The sequence below is a fragment of the Stenotrophomonas rhizophila genome (assembly GCF_001704155.1).
Classification (GTDB): domain Bacteria; phylum Pseudomonadota; class Gammaproteobacteria; order Xanthomonadales; family Xanthomonadaceae; genus Stenotrophomonas; species Stenotrophomonas rhizophila_A.
In genome coordinates this window covers 950,672-970,585 of record NZ_CP016294.1, presented here as the reverse complement: position 1 = coordinate 970,585, position 19,914 = coordinate 950,672, and the positions used below count along the sequence as shown (strand labels likewise).

Genomic DNA, 19,914 nt, shown 5'->3' with positions numbered 1-19,914 from the left:
TGTGGAACCGACGGCCCGCGAATGCGGGCCGTCGTCGTTACAATCCCTGCATGCCTACCGATATCAAATCCCACCAGCTGACCATGACCGTGCTGATGTCGCCGGAAATGGCCAACTTCTCCGGCAAGGTCCACGGCGGGGCGATCCTGCGCCTGCTCGACCAGGTCGCCTATGCCTGCGCCAGCCGCTATGCCGGTCGCTACGTGGTCACCCTGTCGGTGGACCAGGTGACGTTCCGCGAACCGATCGCGGTGGGCGAACTGGTCACCTTCCTGGCCTCGGTGAATTACACCGGCACTTCGTCGATGGAAGTCGGGGTGAAAGTGGTGGCCGAGGATATCCTCAAGCGCAGCGTGCGCCACGCCAACAGCTGCTTCTTCACCATGGTGGCCGTCGATGACGACGGCAAGCCGACCCCGGTACCGCCGTTGCAGCTGGAAACGAGCGACCAGCGCCGCCGCCAGGCTGCCGCGCTGCTGCGCCGGCAGCTGCGCGCGGAGATGGAGCAGCGCCAGCGTGAGTTGCTGGCGTCCAATCCGCCGTCGCCCGAGTAAGCGTCACGACCAACGGTCGTGACCTACCGGCGGTCGCGTATCTGACCACTGCGCGATCCTGGTAGGTATCGCAAGGAACGGCGAGCCGTTCCTAACGTCGCTTGCGACGGCCCGAAGGGTGCCCGCCCAACGGGTGGGCATACCGTTGGTCGATACGTGCGTTACCCGGTGTTCTGGACGCCCTGGGAGACGCCGTTGACGCACGCCACCAGCGCGCGCAGCACTTCGTCATCCTCGCCGCCGCTGTCGCGCCAGCGCCGCAGCAGGTCCACCTGCAGCACGCTGATCGGGTCGATGTAGGGATTGCGCAGGCGGATCGACAGCGCCAGGCGCTGGTCGTGCTGCAGCAGTTCGTCCTGCCCGGTGATGGCCAGGATCTGCCTGCCGGTGAGCGCCAGTTCGTGCTGGATCTGCGGGAAGAACCGGTCGTGCAGCGGTCCGGCCAGCTGCGAGAACTGCTCGGCGATGGTGATGTCGCCCTTGGACAGCACCATCGCGATATCGTCCAGGAAGGTGCTGAAGAACGGCCAGTCGCGCGCCATCTCCTGCAGCGTATCCGCATGCCCGGCATCGATCGCCGCCTGCAGTCCGCTGCCCACGCCATACCAGCCCGGAATCACCGCACGCGCCTGGCTCCAGGCGAACACCCACGGAATCGCGCGCAGGTTGGTCAGCGCCGCGTCCTGGCCGAGCCGCCGCGAGGGCCGGGAGCCCAGCGTCATCCGCTCGATCACGTCGATCGGGGTGGCCTGGCGGAAGTACTGCATGAAATCGGGCTGGCCGACGAATGCCCGATAGGCCTCCGCGCTTTTCCGCGCGACCAGGTCCATCACCGGGCGCCACTGCGCCTCGCGCGGTTCGGGTGCACGCGGGCGCAGGCTGGAGCGCAGCACCGCACCGGTGGACTGTTCCAGCGAGCGCAGCGCCAGCGCGCGGATGCCGTACTTGCGGTGGATCACTTCGCCCTGTTCGGTCACGCGCAGGCGGCCATCGATGCTGCCACGCGGTGATGCATCCACCGCATCGGTGGTCTTGCCACCGCCGCGGCTGATCGAGCCGCCACGGCCATGGAAGAAGGTCAGCCGGATACCGCTCTCCGCGGCCACCTCCAGCAGCTCCACCTGGGCCCGCTGCAGGCCCCAGCGCGAGGCGGCGATGCCGCCGTCCTTGCCGCTGTCCGAATAGCCCAGCATCACCATCTGCACATCGTCGCGCGCGGCCAGGTGCGCGCGGTACACCGGATCGGCCAGCAGGTCGCGAAGCGTATCCGTGCCGCGCTGCAGGTCGTCCACGGTTTCGAACAGCGGCGCGATATCCAGCGGCACCGCACCGGCGTCGTCCACCAGTCCGCCACGTCGCGCCAGCGCCAGTACGGCCAGTACATCGCTGCGGTCATGCGCCATGGAAATGATGTAGCTGCCCAACGCATCGGCGCCGTGGCGGCGGCGGGCATCGGCCAGTGCGGCGAACACCGCATCAAGGCGTTGACCGCCCTCTTCGGTGCTGGCGGGTAGTGCCTGCTCACCGCTGGCGAACGGCGACAACCGCTGCGCGCGCGCGATCGCATCGGCCGCGTCCCAGGCGTCCTGGCCGTCCAGTACGCTGGCCAGCGCGCGCCCATGCACGCTCGACTCCTGGCGCACGTCCAGCCGCGCGAGATGGAAGCCGAAGGTGCGTACCCGCCACAACAGCCGGCGCACCGCGAAGCCACCGGCGTGGTCGCCCTTGTTGGCATGCAGGCTGTCGAGGATGAGGGTGATGTCCTCCTCCAGTTCCTGCGGCGAGGCGTAAGCGCCCTCGGTATCTTCCAGCGTGGCCTGCACCCGCGCGCGCATGCGGTCGTTGAGCAGGCGGTAGGGCATGTCGGCATGCCGCGGGCGCGAAACCACCTTCGGCAGCAGCTGCTGGTAGTGCGCCACCCGAGCCTCCAGCGCGTCACTGACCGCCACCCGCTCGGTGGACTGGCTGAGCAGGCTGGCCAGCTGCAGCAGGTCCTTCTGGTAACGGCCCAGCACGGCCTGGCGCTGCGCATCGAGGGTGTTGCGGATGGTGCCGGCATCCACGTTCGGGTTGCCGTCCATGTCGCCGCCCACCCAGGTGCCGAAGCGCAGCAACCGGGGCAGCGGCACGCTGTCGCCGTAGGTATCGAGCAATGCCTGCTGCAGCGATTCGTACAGCACCGGGATTACCCGGTACAGCACTTGCACCAGGTAGAAGCCGACGTGTTCGCGCTCGTCGTCCACGGTGGGACGCACCGGTGAGGAATCGGTGGTCTGCCAGGACGCGGTGAGTGCCATGCGGAAGCGCGCCGCATCGGCCGCGGCTTCGCCTGGGGTGCGCTGGCCGTCGAGGTTGTCGACCAGGCTGGCCACCATCAGCTGTTCTTTTTCCAGCAGTGCGCGGCGCACCGCTTCGGTCGGGTGCGCGGTGAACACCGGCTCGATGTCGATGCGCGGCAGCCAGCTGGCCAGCTCCTCCAGGGTGACGCCCTGCGCCTTGAGCTGCTGGAGTGCATCCTGCAGGCCATCGGGCTGCGGCGCGGTACCGGCGCGCTGGTAATCGCGGCGTCGGCGGATGCGGTGCACCCGCTCGGCGATGTTGACCACCTGGAAGTAGGTGCTGAACGCACGCACCATCGCTTCGGCGCGTTCGGGCGGCAGCCCGGTCAATGCATCGTTGAGGTCGGACAGCGGCGCCTCGCTTTCACGGCGCGCGATGGCGCGGGTGCGCACCTGTTCCACATCATCGAAGAACTGCGTGGAGACCTGCTCGGCAAGCAGGTCGCCGACCAGTGCGCCGAGTCGGCGCACGTCGTCACGCAGGGGAATGTCGGGGGTGGCAAAGACGATGCTGCTGCGGTACTCGTTCATCTGCGACGCACTGGCCTCGGGAACGGAATCGCATCAAGCCTAACCCAGATTGCGCGGCAATCCCTGCCGCGCAAATGGTTTCAATTGCATGTGTTGCAGCCGCCGGGCAACGCCCGGCGCGGCATCATTTGATCTTCATGCCCGGCCCGATGGTCTGCTCCAACCACCGCTCGCTTTCCGCCAGCATGGTCATCAGCGACTCACGCGCGCGGTAATGGTGCGACTCGTTGGGCAGCATCACCAGCCGCGCCGTACCGCCCAGCCCCTTCACCGCCGCGAACATGCGCTCGCTCTGGATCGGGAACGTACCGGAATTGTTGTCGTCCCCGCCATGGATGAAGAGGATCGGATCCTTGATCCTGTCGGCGAAGTTGAACGGCGACATCTTCAGGTACACGTCCTGCGCCTGCCAGAAGTTGCGCTCCTCGGCCTGGAACCCGAACGGGGTGAGCGTGCGGTTGTACGCACCGCTGCGCGCGATACCGGCCTTGAACAGCCGCGTATGCGCCAGCAGGTTCGCGGTCATGAACGCCCCGTACGAATGCCCGCCAATGGCGATGTGCTCGCGGTCGGTCACCCCTCGCCGCACCACTTCATCCACCGCCGCTTCGGCGTTGGCCACCAGCTGGGGCAGGTAGGTATCATTGGGTTCCTTGTCGCCTTCGCCGATGATCGGCATCGACGGACTCACCAGCACCGCATAGCCCTTGGCCAAAAACGCCTGCGGGCCCCAATAACCGATGGCGTTGAAACGATAGGGCGAATCGGTCACCTGGCTGGCCGCCGCAGCGGTCTTGAACTCACCCGGGTAGGCCCACATCAGCATCGGCAACGGGCCGTCCTTCCTGGCGTTGTAGCCCGGCGGCAGCATCAGCGTCGCGGTCAGGTCGACACCGTCGTTGCGCTTGTAGCGGATCTGTTCCTTGCTCACCCCGCGCAGCTGCGGCAGCGGATGCTCGAAACGGGTCAGCGCGCGCGGCGCGGCGGTGGCATCGGCCAGCGACTGTACGAAGTAGTTGGCCGGCGTATCGGGCGACTCGCGGGTGAGCAGCACCGAGGTGCCTTCCTGGTCGAGCAGTGCCTGCGGCAGCGAATAGGTCGGCGCCTGCGAATGGAACAGACGGGTGGCGGTGCGGCTCTCGAGGTCGAAGCGGTCCACGAACGGTCGGTCGCCTTCCGGCGAAGCACCCTGGCCGATCAGGAAGATGCCGCGCCCATCGGCGGTGATCTGCAGGCGCGAACGCCCGTTCACATCGCGCACCAGCGCCGGCTTGCCGGGATCGTTGTAGCGGTCCTGCGATGAACGCTCGGACAGCAGCTGCGGGGCCTGGTCGAGCTGGTCCGGCGCGATTCGCCACTGCTTGACCACGCGCGATTTCCACCACGACTCGTTGAGCAGCGCCAGGTCGCCCCGGCCCCACTGGATACCGGCATAGCGGCTGCCCAGCTGCGCCAGCGTCACTGGCGGCGCCTCGAACGGCGCGGCCTGCATCAGCACCGCATCGCGCACCTTGGAATCGCGGGCCGGATCGCCGCCGTCCTGCGCTTCAGCCCAGACCAGCGTGGCCGGCGCATCGGCGCGCCAACTCACCTCGCGCACCCCGGTCGGCACCGCGTCGTTGCCGGTGGGCAGGCCCTCCACCAGCGGCAGGGTGGCCACGGTGTGCTGCAGCCGGCCATCGGCGGCGGACAGCACTTCGATGCGGCGCGGGAAATCATCGGCCGGCACCAGGTAGGAATACGGACGCTGCACGCGCTGGGCCAGCACATGCTGGCCGTCGGGCGAGATGCTGACGTCCAGGTAGACGCCGGCGCTGGACAGCGGCGCGGTCACGCCATTGAGCGCCACGCGGACCGGCTGCGAGCTGGCGTAATGATCGAACAGGCGCGCATCGGCTTCGTTGCTGAGCAGGTCCTGGTAGGTGCGGATCGCACGCACGCCGGCGTCGGCCTGGGTCTGCTGGATCGCCGGGCCGGTCGGGATGCCACCGGCGGCGGGCGCCGGGCCCTGGCCCTTGACCTGCTGGGTGACCACCAGCCCGCGGCTGTCGGGCAGCCAGTCGTAGCCGCTGCCGAACACGGTGTTGAGATCGGCCAGCAGGCGGCGCGCCGTGCCGCTGGCCACGTCGATGATCCACAGCTCATTGGCACCGCTGGCGGCATGCACCTGGTTGAAGGCCAGGTACTGCTGGTCCGGCGACCATGCCAGCGAGGCCACCGACAGCGGCTGCGGCAGGCCGGTGACCTGGCGCTCCTTGCCGTCGGCGATGTTCATCAGCCACAGCTTGTCGGCGAAGGTGAAGGTGCTGGCCGAATACGTGGCCGGGTTGATCCGCACGCCGGCCAGCTTCAGCTCGGGCTGGGCCACCTCGTTGATCGAAGGCAGCGGCGGGGTCTGCAGCAGGGCGGCGATATCGCGGCGCGGCGACAGGCTGAGGGTGGGCGCCCGCGGGGCGTTGGCCACCGCCTGCAGCGCCGCCGACGGCAGCTGGTAACCCTGCCCGGCCGGGGCCGCAGTGGCCTGGGGCGCCTTTTTGCCGGCCGTGGGCGTTGCCGCCAGCGCCAGCGGCGCCACCGCCAGCAGTGCCATGCCCACCATCAGCCGGCTGCTCCAGCGCGCGCGGCGCGTACGGTCAGTGCCTGTCATCTTCCCACCCCATCCTGTGCAAACCTTGGACCTTAACAGCGGGGCGCGATTTGCCCCCCTGCCGATGGTTGGGGGCGTACGCCGATTCATGCCCGGGCGGTGCGCCGGGATATAATGGGCATCCCCTCCACCGAGGGGCGCTGCGACCGCTGCCGGACCTGTTCCGCACGGCCAGGCTCGGTGGCAGGGCTGGTTCCAACGGCGCCCGGCGAAGACGAGCCATTCGTCCATTACCGGAGCTTTTGCATGAACGCTGTTGCCAAGACCTTCTCCACCGAAGGTGATTACAAGATTGCCGATATCTCGCTGGCCGACTGGGGCCGCAAGGAACTGGATATCGCCGAGCACGAAATGCCGGGCCTGATGTCGATCCGCCGCAAGCACGCCGCCACCCTGCCGCTGAAGGGCGTGCGCGTGACCGGCTCGCTGCACATGACCATCCAGACCGCCGTGCTCATCGAAACGCTGAAGGACATCGGCGCCGACGTGCGCTGGGCTTCGTGCAACATCTTCTCCACCCAGGACCATGCCGCTGCGGCGATCGCCGCGTCGGGCACCCCGGTGTTCGCCTGGAAGGGCGAGTCGCTGGAAGAGTACTGGGACTGCACCCTGGACGCGCTGACCTTCACCCTGCCCGACGGCACCCTGACCGGCCCCGAACTGGTGGTCGATGACGGTGGCGATGTCACCCTGCTGATCCACAAGGGCTATGAGCTCGAGAACGGCAGCACCTGGGTCGACGAAAAAGCGGCCTCGCACGAAGAACAGGTCATCAAGGACCTGCTCAAGCGCGTGGCCAAGGAACGCCCGGGCTACTGGGCCCGCGTGGTCAAGGACTGGAAGGGTGTGTCGGAAGAAACCACCACCGGCGTGCACCGCCTGTACCAGCTGGCCCAGGCCGGCACCCTGCTGATCCCGGCGATCAACGTCAACGACTCGGTCACCAAGTCCAAGTTCGACAACCTGTACGGCTGCCGCGAGTCGCTGGCCGATGGCCTCAAGCGCGCGATGGACGTGATGCTGGCCGGCAAGGTCGCCGTGGTCTGCGGCTACGGTGACGTGGGCAAGGGCTGCGCCGCGTCGCTGCGTGCCTACGGCGCGCGCGTGGTGGTGACCGAAATCGATCCGATCTGCGCCCTGCAGGCGGCGATGGAAGGCTTCGAGGTCAACACCATCGAATCCACCCTGGGCCGTGCGGACCTGTATGTCACCACCACCGGCAACAAGGACATCATCCGCATCGAGCACCTGAGCGCGATGAAGGACCAGGCCATCGTCTGCAACATCGGCCACTTCGACAACGAAATCCAGGTCGATGCGCTGGTGGGCTTCCCGGGCGTGCAGCACATCAACATCAAGCCGCAGGTGGACAAGTACGTGTTCCCGAACGGCAACGCGATCTTCCTGCTGGCCGAAGGCCGCCTGGTCAACCTGGGCTGCGCCACCGGCCACCCGAGCTTCGTGATGTCCAACTCGTTCGCCAACCAGACCCTGGCCCAGATCGACCTGTGGGCGAACAAGGACAGCTACGAGAAGAAGGTGTACCTGCTGCCGAAGAAGCTGGACGAGGAAGTGGCGCGCCTGCACCTGGAAAAGATCGGCGTGAAGCTGACCACCCTCACCAAGGAACAGGCCGATTACATCGGCGTGCCGGTGGAAGGTCCGTTCAAGCCGGAGCATTACCGCTACTGATCGGACGGTTGCCGACTGACAGTCGGCACTACCGGATACCACGGGCGCCTTCGGGCGCCCGTTTTCGTCATGCGAGCTTCACATCCGCGCCGGGATCATCAGCGCGCGGGGGAATATCTGGGTGCATTCCGGAGATTTCCATGAATATCAAGTTCCTAGTTCCCGCACTGCTGGTGCTGTGCGGTGCCGCTTGCATGTCCCCCGTCCACGCCGCCGACTATCGGTGCATGGTGTTTTCCGGTGCAGATGGCAAAACGCCGGAAGCGAGCTCCAACGCGGACGGGAAATACGCCATCAAGGCGGCCGACCTGAAAGCAGCGGAGGCCGGTGCGCTGGCTGCCGCCACGCGCTACAAGAAGAACAGCGTCACGCTGACCAAGGCCCAATGCGATGCGGTGGCAGGGGCATCGAGCACGGCAACGTCGGCACCGGCCACGACAACCGATCCGACGCCAACGGCTCCATCTGCCCCAGCGACAGGTGCAACCAAGGACTACCGGTGTGCCGTGCACGATGCGGATGGCAATGTGCTCAAGGGCGAGGCGGAGGGTTACTTCCAGGTCGCTGCCAGCAACGGTGACGTGGCCGATGGCTTGGCAAAAACCAAGGCGGAAGCGAAGTACGGGGCCGGGAAGGTCGACCATGTCGATTGCGCGCCCATGGGTTGAGGTTGCATTCCTGCTGCTGGCGGCCCCAGTGCCGGCAGCAGCGGGATAGACCCCTACCTGGAACCGCCCCCGATAGTCCGGGTCAAGATTCTGCGGTCGCGCCCACGCTAAGGTAGTGCGACCACGCCAGCTGCATGACCATGACCCCGGCCATCAATCTGCTCAAGAAGCACGGTATCGCCCACCGCGTGCTTGCCTACCACCATGATGCCAACGCCGCCTCCTATGGCGGCGAAGCGGCGGAGCAGCTGGGGCTGGACCCCGCACTGGTGTTCAAGACCCTGCTGGCCAGAACCGAAAAGCACGAGCTGCTGGTGGCGATCGTGCCGGTCAGCGGCACGCTGGACCTGAAGGCGCTGGCCGAGGCGGCGGGCTGTAGAAAGTGCGAGATGGCGGCGGTGGACGCGGCACAGCGCGCCACCGGCTACCTGGTCGGCGGAATCAGTCCGCTGGGCCAGAAGAAGAAGCACCGCACCTTCATCGATGCCAGCGCGCAGGCGCTGCCGGTGATGCACGTCAGCGCCGGCCGACGCGGGCTCGAGGTGGCGTTGGCGCCGGCCGATCTGGTCGCGCTGACCGAAGCAGAAATGGCGGGTATCGGTCGGCCGTAACCTTACGGCCGCCAGTTCGCGTGGCTTTCCCAGTACGCCACGGCGCGCTTGTAAGCCTCACGATCCAGCGGCACACCGGAGCCGCCCTCTTCCACCCCCAGCGCATTGCGCATCATGGTGATGGGCGCCATCGGCACTTCTTCCGGTTCGGCGGTGTAGATGCAGCCGACGATGCCCCAGTCCGCTTCGATCGGCGAGCCTTCCTTCGCCAGTTGTTCGGCGCTGTACAGGATGACCACCAGGTAGTTCGCGCGCGGCGACTGCACGCCCTCGAACCAGCGCACCAGCACCGGCAGTTCGTCGCGGTTGCGCGCCTCATAGGCGCTGCGCAGCTGGTGGCGGTTGGCATCGGTGACCGGCACGGTCAGGCAGCGCGTGGACGTCCAGTTCTCATACACGAACAGCTTGCAGAACGGCGCGTAGCCATCGAGCACCTTGAACGGCGCGTGCGCGTTGAGGTGCGCCTGGAACTGCTCGGCGGTGCAGTCCTGGATGGTGTTGCCACGGGGCACGCGCGGGAACAGACGGGGGCGGGCGAATTCGGTAAGGACAATCGACATGGCGTACGCAGCTGGAGACAGGCGCACAGGGTAACCGCCCTCAGCCGAGGATCGCGCGCAGGGCCGCTTCCAGTGTCGGGTACCGGAACCGGTAGCCTTCCTGCAGCGCGCGCGCCGGCACCACGTTCTGCCCGGTCAGCAGCAGGCCCGCCATCTCGCCGAAGGCCAGTTTCAATGCGAATGCCGGCGTCCGCACCCACGCTGGCCGCTTCAGCACATGCGCCAGGGTGCGGACGAATTCCGCATTGGTGACCGCCGCCGGCGCGGTGCCGTTGCAGGCGCCACGTGTTTCGGGATCGGCCAGCAGCCACAGGATCAGCCCCACCAGGTCGTCGCGATGGATCCAGCTCATCCACTGCATGCCATCGCCCATCGGCCCACCCGCGCCGATCCGGAACGGCGGCAGCATGCGCGCCAGCGCACCGCCCTCGCGGTCGAGCACAATGCCGGTGCGCAGCAGGCAGGTGCGCACGCCCAGGTCTTCGGCCTTCAGTGCCTCGGCCTCCCACCGCCGGCACAGCATGGCGGCGAAGTCATGCCCCGGCGAGGCCGCTTCATCCAGCGGGGTGGCATCACGCGGCCCGTAGTAGCCGATCGCCGAGCCGGACACCAGCACCTGCGGGCGGGTCGGCAACCCGCGCATCCAGTCCAGCAGGGCCCGGGTGGTGCCGATGCGTGACTCGAGCATGGCCTGCTTGCGCGCCGCGTTCCAGCGGCCTTCCACCAGCGGTTCACCCGCCAGGTTCACCACCGCATGGACCGGGCCCACATCGCCCAGTGCACCGACGTACTGCACCCCGGCTTGGCCGGGCCGACCCGGGCTGCGGGTCAGCACCGTGACCCGGTGCCCGGCCGCCAGCAGCCGCTGGCACAGGCGCTGGCCGATGAAGCCGGTGCCGCCGGTGATCAGGATGTCCATGCGTGCTCTCCTTGGGGAAGGCCACTTTACCCGCCCGGGTGTAAACGCAACGCCCGCCACCTTTTACATTCATCGCGATGAAGCGATATGATGGACCCACATCCGCTGCCGCCGCCGCCCATGACCGCCCTCAGCTTCGAGTTCTACCCACCCAAGACCGACGACCAGCGCGCCCAGCTTGACCGTACCGCGGCCAAGCTCAAGGCGTACGCGCCGGAATACGTGTCCTGCACGTTCGGCGCCGGCGGCTCGACCCTGAGCTACACCTCCGAAACGGTGCGACACCTCAAGCAGCACCACGGCTTCGAGGCCGCGCCGCACCTGTCCTGCGTGGGCGGCAGCCGCGAGGAGATCCGCGAACTGCTCAAGCTGTACCGGGCCATCGGCTGCAGGCGGATCGTGGCGCTGCGCGGCGACCTGCCCTCGGGCATGGGCCATCCCGGCGACCTGCGCTACGCGTCGGAACTGATCGCCTTCATCCGCGCCGAGCACGGCGACGCCTTCCACATCGAGGTCGGCGCCTACCCGGAAACGCACCCGCAATCGGACGACGCGCTGCGCGACCTGAGGTACTTCAAGGCCAAGATCGACGCCGGTGCCGATGCGGCCATCACCCAGTACTTCTTCAATGCCGACGCCTATTTCCACTTCGTGGACGCGGTGCGCAAGCTGGGCGTGCAGGTGCCGATCGTGCCGGGCATCATGCCGATCTCCAACTTCAGCCAGCTGCGCCGCTTTTCCGAACAGTGCGGTGCCGAGATCCCGCGCTGGATCGGCAAGCGCATGCAGGCCTACGGCGACGACGCCGATGCGGTGCGCGCCTTCGGTGCCGAAGTGGTCGCCCAGCTGTGCGAGCGGCTGGTGGCCGGCGGCGCACCGGGCCTGCATTTCTACACCCTCAACCTGGCCAAGCCCACCACCCAGGTATTGAAGCTGCTGGGCCGCTGAACATCGCGCACGCCATTGCTTGCAGATAACGCGCGTCCCGCTACCCTGCTGCGATGAGACCGGTCGTTCCGTTGCTGCTGTCGCTGTGCATGCTGTGCTGGGCCCCCTGGGCGCAGGCACAGGCGCAGCGCGTGAACCGTTGCACCACTGCACAGGGCGAAACGGTGTTCACCGACCGCAGCTGCGATGCGCTGGGCGCGACGGCGCGGATGCCGCCGCGTGGTGATTCGGTGGGCAATACCGGCATCTACCGCGCCGGCTGCGCGCGCCGGTTGAGCGAGCTGACCGGGCAGATCCGCGATGCGGTGAGCCTGCAGGACGTCAACCGGCTGTCGTCGATCTACCTGTGGGGCAACGTCTCCAATGCCGCCGCCAACCAGATCATCGGGCGACTGGAATCGGTGGTGCAGCGGCCCCTGCTGGATATCGCCCCGGTATACCCGGAGGTCGCCGCGCCGACGCCGCTGCCGGTCGACCCGAACGCGACCCTGGTCGAGGCAGTGGAAGCGGCCGCGCCGCAGGCCAGCCGGCCGCGGCCGATCGGGCTGCGGCTGGAGCAGACACTCGGTACGACGGCCACGCCGGCGCGGACGGTGTTTGGACTGCGCCGTCAGTACGGCTGTTTCTGGATCACCCTGTAGGCCACAACGCGCGGATGGCGGCGATGCCCTGCGCGCCGTGGCGGCGCGCCTGGGTGATGTCGTCCGGGTGCAGGCCGCCCAGCGCGTACAACGGCAGCGAGACCTGTGCGCGCAGGGTTTCAAAGGCGTCCCAGCCCATCGGCACGCTGCCGGGGTGGCTGTCGGTGGCCTGGACCGGGCCGAGCACGGCGAAGTCACAGCCCAGTCGTTGCGCGGCCTGCAGCTGGGCCAGGTCGTGGCAGGACGCGGCCACCAGCTGGTCGGCCGGCAACGGCCGCGCCTCCAGCTGCAGCAACTGCTCGCCGCCCAGGTGCACGCCCACGCCAAGCCGGCGGGCCAGTTCGATATCGCGATTCAGCAGCCACTGCACCCCGCCGCGGTGCCGGGCCACGGCCTGTTCGGCCAAGGCGATGCGGGCCTGGCTGTTTGGCGTGCGCAGCTGCACGCGGCGCACGCCCGCCTCCAGCGCACGCGCCAGCCGTGCGTACCAGTCCTGGTGCGCGGCATCCTCGTCGGTGTCCGGTTCGGGGGTGATCAGGTAGCGGTCCGGGTGGCGCAGCGCGGCCACCACCGGCAGATCGGCCGGCGGCATCGAATAGCGCGACAGCTTGTCCGGCGCCACCCAGGTGATGGCCTGGCCTTCGCGGCCGCGAGGTGAGCCCTTCCAGCTGCGGATGTGCCGCACTTCCAGGCGCAGGTGCTTGTCCGGGTAGAGCTGCGGTACGTCCATGATCCAGTCGCCGACCTCGGCCTCGATCCCCAGCTCCTCGCGCAGTTCGCGCACCAGCGCCTGCTCGGAGCTCTCGCCCTCTTCGCGCTTGCCGCCCGGGAATTCCCACAGGCCGGCCATGTCGCGGTTCTCGGTACGGCGGTTGAGCAGGATGCGGCCGCGGGCGTCGGTGATGACGCCGGCCACGACGTGGATCGATCGTTTGGGGGATGGCATGCGACCAGAATGCCCAATCGGCCCGTGCATGCGCAATGCCGTACAGACGAAGGGCCCCATGCGGGGCCCTTCGGGTGGATCAGGCGGTGGGTCGATCAGAACACCACGTTCCAGTTCAGCTGGGCGCCCACTTCACGCTGGCCATCGCCGGCACGGCCCTGCGCGAACATCGACAGGCGGCTGTTGTCCGACGTGTTCAACGACACGCCCAGTTCGGCGATGCCCACGTTGCGCGCCAGCGGCAGGCCGCTGACGGTGAAGCTGTCACTGCCGGCCACGAAGCGGTTGCGCGAGTCGGCACGCAGTTCGCCGGCCGCGTTCTGCCAGGCCAGGCCGGCCTCCAGGCGGGCGCCGTCGGTCTGGCCACCGCTGATGTCCCACGCGGCGCGGATGCCGGCCGTGGTGGTCCAGACCTCATCCTTGCTGGATGCCACCGACAGGGCTGCGGTGCCGCCGGTTTCCGTGGCGGCCTCGCTCGACAGGCGGGTGTAGGCCACGGCCAGGTACGGGCTCAGGGTCAGCGCACTGAGCTGGATGTCCCAACCCCCTTCAGCAAACGCCTGTACCGAATGAGCGTCATGCTGGCTGCCCAGGCTCTGTTCCCAGGACGTGCCGGCACCCAGTTCACGGCGGGTATCCACCTCGTAGTCGGCGTAGCTGGCGCCGCCGTTGATCCAGGCCTGCTCGCCACGGAAGCCGGCGTACAGGCCACCGTGCACCGCGTCGACCTCGGTGATCGCGTTGCGGTCGCGGATCTGCTGGCGCAGCGATTCCGGGCCACCGGCCACGCCGACGGTCCAGCGGTCGCCGAAGGTCCAGTCGTAGCCCACCATCAGGCCCTGGCGGGTTTCCTGGGTGCGCGAGGCGGTGCCATCGCTGTCCTGGCGCTTGGAGGCGCCGCTGCCGGCCACCCACACCGAGGAGCCGTTGAGCTTGGTGTCCGGCGCCGGGCGCAGGCGCTGGAAGATCCCTTCACGCAGGAAGCGGTCATCCAGCAGCAGCGCACGGTTGCTGGCGTGCAGTTCGCCGCCGAGGTCATCGAAGGCAACCAGCGCACCGGCCTCATCGAGCATCAGCAGGCCGTTGTAGAGCGCCAGCGCGTCGCCGGACTGCTGCAGCGAATCCAGCGCCGCGGCGGTGGCGCGCTGGTTGCCGGTGACGGCGACGGCGCCGAAGACGATCGGTGGGGTCACGCCCGGGGTGCCGGGGAAGCCCGGATCCACTGGCGTGCCGGGATCGACCGGGGTGCCCGGATCGACGGGCGTGCCCGGATCAACCGGGGTACCCGGGTCGACCGGATCCACCGGGGTCACCGGCGTGTTGACCGCGATGGTCAGCACGACCTGGTTGCCGGTCTGGGTCAGGGTTGGGGTGATGAAGGCCGAGCGCGAGATCACATCGTCGAAGCCGCCATTGATGCCGCCGGCCACGTCGAGGATCGCGTAGGTCTGGCCGTTCTGGTAGCTGGCATTCGGGTCCAGCCCGGTCACGCGCACGCCGGTGGCACCGGTGCTGCCGGCGATGCCGACGCCATGGCCGATGTAGGCCTTGCCGGTGACGGCAACCCGGTCGGACTGGCCGTTGCCAAGCAGGTCCACGTCGTAGAAGGCCTTGTCGGCCACGCTTTCGGGCACCGCGCCCGCGGCATTGATGTACAGGTCACCGTTGATGGTGAGCGTGCCGATGCCGGCATCACCCGGCGACAGCACGCCGCCATTGAAGACCTGGGTGGTGCCCACGGTCGCATTGCCGGCGAGCATGCCGCCATTGCGCACCATCACGTTCGAGCTGCGCACCACGCCGGTACTGCTGCCGTAGTTGATGGTCTGGTCGAAGCCGGAGTTGCCGTTGAGCACCAGGGTGCCGCCGGTGACCTCGATCTGCTGTGCAGCAGCCTGGCTGGTACCGGTATAGCTGCGCCCGGTGTACATGTCGCCATCGATGCGCAGCGTGCCGCCGTTGACCGTGACCTTGCCCCCGAAGTCGGCCAGGTCGCCGGTCAAGGTGGTGGTGCCGGCCACGCTGGTCACGCCGCCGGTGGTGCCATTGGTACTGCTGACGGTGTTGGCCAGGCTGATGTCGCCGGTGTGGTTGAACACCAGCGCGCTGAGCGCACCGTCCATGACGATATCGGCCGCGCCCAGTTCGCCGGCCGCTTCGGCCGCCGCCCAGGTCGGGGCGCCGTCGGCGACCGACCAGGTATCCAGGCCGCCGCCCACCACGACAAAGCCCAGGGTGCCCAGCTTGAGGTCCCCGCCGGCGGCAACACGGCCGCCATTGGCCACGTTGAGGATGCCGAACGGTTCGCCGACCAGGTGGCTGCCCACCGTGACGTCGCCGGTGGCCTCAATGGCCGAACCCGCGCCGCTGACGCGGACCTGCTCATCGACCGCGCCGATCTTGAAGGTCATGGTGTTGGCGCCGCCGGACACCAGCAGCGTGTCGGTGCCGATCACCGCACCGTCCAGCACGTCCACGCCGGTGCGGATGTCCAGCTCGCCCTGGTTGGTCCAGCGGCTGCCGGCACCGGTGAGGGTGGCGGTACCGGTAGCGCTGAGCGAGTCGCGGATGCGCGCGGTGTTGGACTGGATCTGGCCGCCGTTCTCCACCAGCAGCTGGGTGCTTGCAATGATCCGGTCGCCGCTCAGTACCGAACCGGCGCCGGTCACTTCAATGCGGCCGGTGCGTGCGGCGGTGCTCGGCAGGCCCTGGTTGTCTTCGGCGGTCACGTTGCCGGTCACGGCCACCAGCGCGCCATCTTCGATGCGCAGCAGACCGTCGCCGTTGCCGGACACCCGCAGGGTATCGGTGGTGACCGTCGAACCTGCGCCGCTCACCAGAAGCGAGCCGCTGGCCTCCTGTGCTTCACCGATGCTGACCAGCTGCGACGCCAAGGTGCCGCTGTTGCGGACAATGACTTCGCCCTTGCCACTGGCGGCAGCACCGATGAGCACGTCGCGCCCGGCGGTCACGCCACCATTGTTGATGAACAGCGCGCCGGTACCGCCCTCACCGACGCGCAGGTCATTGCCGGTGACCAGCAGCTGGCCGCCACTGGTGACGTTGATGGTGCCCGTGCTGCCGACCTCGGTACCCACGCTCATGCCAAACGAATCGCCGATAGGCGGTGCCTGCAGCGTGGTCTCCACGCGGGCACCATTGCGGATGGTGAGCATGCCACTGCCTTCGCGACCGACCAGAATCTGGCGGGCGGTAAGCAGTGCGTCGGTGCCATCGACCTGGCCGATGCCGCTGGAACCGGCTGCATAGCCGAACGACAGCGTCGAGCCCAGGGTGGCCTTTGCGCCATCGTAAAGACGCAACGCGCCGGTGCCTGCTTCACCCACGCGCACGACGGCGCTGTTGACGGTCAGCGACGAGGTCGGCCCGAAGATCTGCAGTTCGCCATTGCTGCCGGCAAGCGTACCCAGCGAGACCAGGCCGTTGGAGGTGAACGTGCCGCCGTTGCGCAGCTGGACTTCCACCGCGCCGTTCGGGCCGACGCGGAAACCATCGACATAAGCGCGCGGATCGGTGACGGTCTCGCTCGCATCGAAGTCATACACCGCCGCGAAGGCGGTAGGCAGCGAGGCGGCCGACAGGCCGAGCGCAACCAGCATGGCAGCGCTCAGCGGCGAACGCCGGCGGCGGCTGTCGGTCGCGGGAGAGGAGGAAGAGGGGGACGTGGCGAGTTCGGACGCGACCTGCATCAGGCCGGTGGTGCGGTTGAACACCAGGCGATAAATCCTGTTCATGAAACTCCATGGATGGCGACTCAGGGGAAACGCGACGCTGCCGCAGCCTGCGGAGCGCAATGCGCGTCGAGCCTGCCCCGAATGCAATGCATTCGCGACAGTGCTGAACACGTTAACCCTCTGTCGTATATCCACACGTGGGTCGCATCTGACACTCGCGTGGGGATGCACCACGCTTCCGTGTCAGTTTTCTCTGAAAGGTCCACATCGGGGACTTCGGTCACAGATCGATGCCAACAATCGCTTGCGTCCTGCGAACAGAGATCAAAAAAAACCCCGCTTCCGCGGGGCTTTTTTCTGATCAGCTCAACTGGCCGTGGCAGTGCTTGTACTTCTTGCCGCTGCCGCAGGGGCATGGATCGTTGCGGCCGACCTTGGGCTCTTCGCGGGTCACCTGGCCGACGACGCCGCTGCGCTGGGCTTCCACGTCCGCCGCCTCTTCGTCGGCGCCGTAGCCGCCCACGTTCTGGTGCTGGAACTGCGACTGCAGCAGGCGCGCTTCGGCCTGCTGGCGTTCGGCTGCTTCCAGCGCCGCCACTTCTTCCTCGCTGCGGATGCGCACGCGCGCCAGCAGGGTCACCACTTCGCGCTTGACGTTCTCCAGCATTTCCGAGAACAGCTCGAAGGCTTCCTTCTTGTATTCCTGCTTGGGCTGCTTCTGTGCGTAACCGCGCAGGTAGATGCCCTGGCGCAGGTAATCCATGCGGGCCAGGTGCTCCTTCCAGCTCTGGTCGAGCACGGTTAGCATGACGTGCTTCTCCAGCGCGCGCATGGTCTCTTCGCCGACGCCGGCTTCCTTCTGCTCGAAGTGCTCGTCCACGCGGGCCTGCACCTTGTTGGCGATGGCTTCGGCGTCGAGTTCTTCGTGTTGCTTGACCATGCCGGTGACGTCCATCTGCACGCCCAGGTCGGAGGCCAGGGTGGCTTCCAGGCCCGGCAGGTCCCACTGTTCGTCAATCGAGTTCGGCGGCACGAAGCGGGCCACGATGTCGTAGATCACATCGCCGCGGATGCCGTCGACGTTGTCCTTCACCGACTCGGCGTCCAGCAGCTCATCGCGCTGGGCGTAGATCACCTTGCGCTGGTCGTTGTTGACGTCGTCGAAGTCCAGCAGGTTCTTGCGGATGTCGAAGTTGTGCGCTTCGACCTTGCGCTGCGCCTTTTCGATCTGGCGGCTGACCAGGCGGTCTTCGATGACGTCGTCTTCCTTCATGCCCATCATGCGCATCGCCTTCTGGACCCAGTCCGAGGCGAAGATGCGCATCAGGTTGTCTTCCAGCGACAGGTAGAAGCGGGACGAACCCGGGTCACCCTGGCGGCCGGAACGGCCACGCAGCTGGTTGTCGATACGGCGCGATTCGTGGCGCTCGGTGCCCACGATGTGCAGGCCGCCGGCGGCCTTGACCTGGTCGTGGCGGACCTGCCAGTCGGCCTTGACCTTGGCGCGCTGCTCGGCGGTGGCATCTTCGCCCAGCGCGTGCAGCTCCGCTTCGTGCGAACCGCCCAGCACGATGTCGGTACCACGGCCGGCCATGTTGGTGGCGATGGTCACCGCACCGGGCATGCCGGCGTTGGCGATGATGGTCGCTTCGCGGTCATGCTGCTTGGCGTTGAGCACTTCGTGGTGCACGCCGGCCTTGCGCAGGTGCTCGGACAGCATTTCCGAGGTTTCGATCGAGGTGGTGCCGACCAGCACGGGCTGGCCGCGCTTGTTGCATTCCTGGATGTCGGCCAGCACGGCGTTGAACTTGCCGTTGCGGTTGAGGAACACCTGGTCCGGCGAGTCCTTGCGGATGGTCGGGCGGTTGGTCGGGATGACCACCACTTCCAGGCCGTAGATGCTCTGGAATTCGTAGGCTTCGGTGTCGGCCGTACCGGTCATGCCGGACAGCTTCTTGTACATGCGGAACAGGTTCTGGAAGGTGATGCTCGCCAGCGTCTGGTTCTCGCGCTGGACCGGCACGCCTTCCTTCGCTTCCACCGCCTGGTGCAGGCCATCGGACCAGCGGCGGCCGGCCAGGGTACGGCCGGTGAATTCGTCCACGATCACCACTTCGCCATCACGCACGATGTAATCGACGTCGCGCTGGTAGATGGCATGCGCGCGCAGGGCGGCATTGAGGTGGTGGACCACGGTGAGGTTCTGCGCCGCGTACAGGCCTTCGGTTTCGGCGCTGAGGATGCCGGCTTCGACCAGCAGCTGCTCGGCGTGCTCCATGCCCGCTTCGGACAGGTGCACCTGCTTGCCCTTCTCATCGACCCAGAAATCGCCCTCGCCTTCTTCGGCTTCCTGGCGGATCAGGCTGGGCACCACGCGGTTGACGCGGATGTACAGCTCCGGGGAATCGTCGGCCGGGCCGGAGATGATCAGCGGGGTACGCGCTTCGTCGATCAGGATCGAGTCGACTTCGTCGACGATGGCGTAGTGCAGGCCACGCTGGTAACGGTCGGCCCGCGAGAGCGCCATGTTGTCGCGCAGGTAGTCGAAGCCGAATTCGTTGTTGGTGCCGTAGGTGATGTCGCTGGCATAGGCCTCGCGCTTGTCGCTGTGCGGCATGCCCGGGTAGACCACGCCGACGCTCATGCCCAGCCAGTTGTACAGCTTGCCCATCTGCGCCGAGTCGCGGCGGGCCAGGTAGTCGTTCACGGTGACCACGTGGACGCCCTTGCCTTCCAGCGCGTTCAGGTACACCGGCAGCGTCGCCACCAGGGTCTTGCCTTCACCGGTGCGCATTTCGGCGATCTTGCCCAGGTGCAGGACCATGCCGCCGATCAGCTGGACGTCGTAGTGGCGCATGCCGAGCACGCGGCGGCTGGCTTCACGGCAGACCGCAAAGGCTTCCGGGAGCACCTTGTCCAGGGCTTCACCGTCGGCGATGCGCTGCTTGAACTCCGGGGTCTTGGCCTTGAGCTGCTCGTCGGAGAGCTTTTCGATGTCCGGCTCCAACGCATTGATCTTGGCGACGATGCGGTTGAGCTGGCGCAGCTGGCGTTCGTTACGACTGCCAAAGACGCGGGTAAGCAGGCTGTTGATCATTGAAGGAACCGGTTGGAATGAGACGCCCCAACGGCGACGCTCCCTCGGGAGCCGCCCGCCGCAAAC

General features: G+C 67.5%; 13 protein-coding genes and 1 riboswitch. Of the genes, 6 read left to right on the top strand and 7 right to left on the bottom strand.

Annotated features, from left to right (window positions below):
- The first annotated feature begins 50 nt into the window (after positions 1 to 50).
- Entirely contained in the window at positions 51 to 554 is a 504-nt protein-coding gene (locus tag BAY15_RS04205) for an acyl-CoA thioesterase (RefSeq protein WP_068849281.1), read from the top strand.
- A 161-nt stretch (positions 555 to 715) separates the two neighbouring features.
- Here the strand turns inward: BAY15_RS04205 and ppc are convergent, their stop codons facing one another.
- Entirely contained in the window at positions 716 to 3,424 is a 2,709-nt protein-coding gene (gene ppc / locus BAY15_RS04200) for a phosphoenolpyruvate carboxylase (protein WP_068849278.1), read from the bottom strand.
- 124 nt (positions 3,425 to 3,548) lie between these two features.
- A complete protein-coding gene (locus BAY15_RS04195) occupies positions 3,549 to 6,071 on the bottom strand; it encodes a S9 family peptidase (RefSeq protein WP_068849273.1) in 2,523 nt (840 codons plus the stop codon).
- Between the two features lie 126 nt (positions 6,072 to 6,197).
- Positions 6,198 to 6,285, top strand: a riboswitch (S-adenosyl-L-homocysteine riboswitch).
- A gap of 32 nt (positions 6,286 to 6,317) precedes the next feature.
- Here BAY15_RS04195 and ahcY point away from each other — a divergent pair.
- The 3 genes from ahcY (at position 6,318) to ybaK (ending at position 9,042) form a co-directional block, all read left to right on the top strand.
- Positions 6,318 to 7,763: an adenosylhomocysteinase gene (gene ahcY / locus BAY15_RS04190; RefSeq protein WP_068849268.1), complete on the top strand. Its 1,446-nt coding sequence runs from the start codon at positions 6,318 to 6,320 to the stop codon at positions 7,761 to 7,763.
- Positions 7,764 to 7,903: 140 nt separating this feature from the next.
- Positions 7,904 to 8,431, top strand: coding sequence for a hypothetical protein (locus tag BAY15_RS04185; protein WP_157771691.1), 528 nt, complete (start codon positions 7,904 to 7,906; stop codon positions 8,429 to 8,431).
- 140 nt (positions 8,432 to 8,571) lie between these two features.
- Positions 8,572 to 9,042, top strand: a complete 471-nt coding sequence (ybaK, locus tag BAY15_RS04180; protein WP_068849264.1) for a Cys-tRNA(Pro) deacylase — start codon at positions 8,572 to 8,574, stop codon at positions 9,040 to 9,042.
- Between the two features lie 2 nt (positions 9,043 to 9,044).
- Here the strand turns inward: ybaK and BAY15_RS04175 are convergent, their stop codons facing one another.
- Both BAY15_RS04175 and BAY15_RS04170 read right to left on the bottom strand, forming a co-directional pair.
- Positions 9,045 to 9,602, bottom strand: a complete 558-nt coding sequence (locus BAY15_RS04175; RefSeq protein WP_068849262.1) for a DUF3228 family protein — start codon at positions 9,600 to 9,602, stop codon at positions 9,045 to 9,047.
- Between the two features lie 40 nt (positions 9,603 to 9,642).
- Complete coding sequence (locus BAY15_RS04170; protein ID WP_068849260.1) at positions 9,643 to 10,521, bottom strand: TIGR01777 family oxidoreductase; 879 nt, start codon at positions 10,519 to 10,521, stop codon at positions 9,643 to 9,645.
- Between the two features lie 120 nt (positions 10,522 to 10,641).
- On the opposite strand from BAY15_RS04170, the gene metF reads away from it, so the two are divergent.
- A complete protein-coding gene (gene metF, locus BAY15_RS04165; protein WP_068854545.1) occupies positions 10,642 to 11,469 on the top strand; it encodes a methylenetetrahydrofolate reductase [NAD(P)H] in 828 nt (275 codons plus the stop codon).
- Positions 11,470 to 11,522: 53 nt separating this feature from the next.
- Positions 11,523 to 12,110 (top strand): DUF4124 domain-containing protein, encoded by a 588-nt coding sequence (locus BAY15_RS04160; RefSeq protein ID WP_068849258.1) that lies wholly within the window; start codon positions 11,523 to 11,525, stop codon positions 12,108 to 12,110.
- Here BAY15_RS04160 and BAY15_RS04155 read toward each other — a convergent pair.
- The 3 genes from BAY15_RS04155 to secA all read right to left on the bottom strand — a co-directional run bounded on the left by BAY15_RS04155 (position 12,100) and on the right by secA (position 19,848).
- Positions 12,100 to 13,056 carry a Nudix family hydrolase gene (locus BAY15_RS04155; protein WP_068849256.1) on the bottom strand — a complete coding sequence of 319 codons (957 nt, stop codon included), beginning with the start codon at positions 13,054 to 13,056 and terminating at the stop codon, positions 12,100 to 12,102. The two genes, BAY15_RS04160 and BAY15_RS04155, sit on opposite strands and share 11 nt — an antisense overlap.
- A gap of 95 nt (positions 13,057 to 13,151) precedes the next feature.
- The gene (locus BAY15_RS19640; protein ID WP_068849254.1) at positions 13,152 to 16,811 is read right to left on the bottom strand and encodes an autotransporter domain-containing protein; all 3,660 of its coding nucleotides are present in this window, start codon (positions 16,809 to 16,811) and stop codon (positions 13,152 to 13,154) included.
- A gap of 301 nt (positions 16,812 to 17,112) precedes the next feature.
- The gene (gene secA / locus BAY15_RS04145; RefSeq protein WP_068849252.1) at positions 17,113 to 19,848 is read right to left on the bottom strand and encodes a preprotein translocase subunit SecA; all 2,736 of its coding nucleotides are present in this window, start codon (positions 19,846 to 19,848) and stop codon (positions 17,113 to 17,115) included.
- Positions 19,849 to 19,914: the final 66 nt, after the last annotated feature.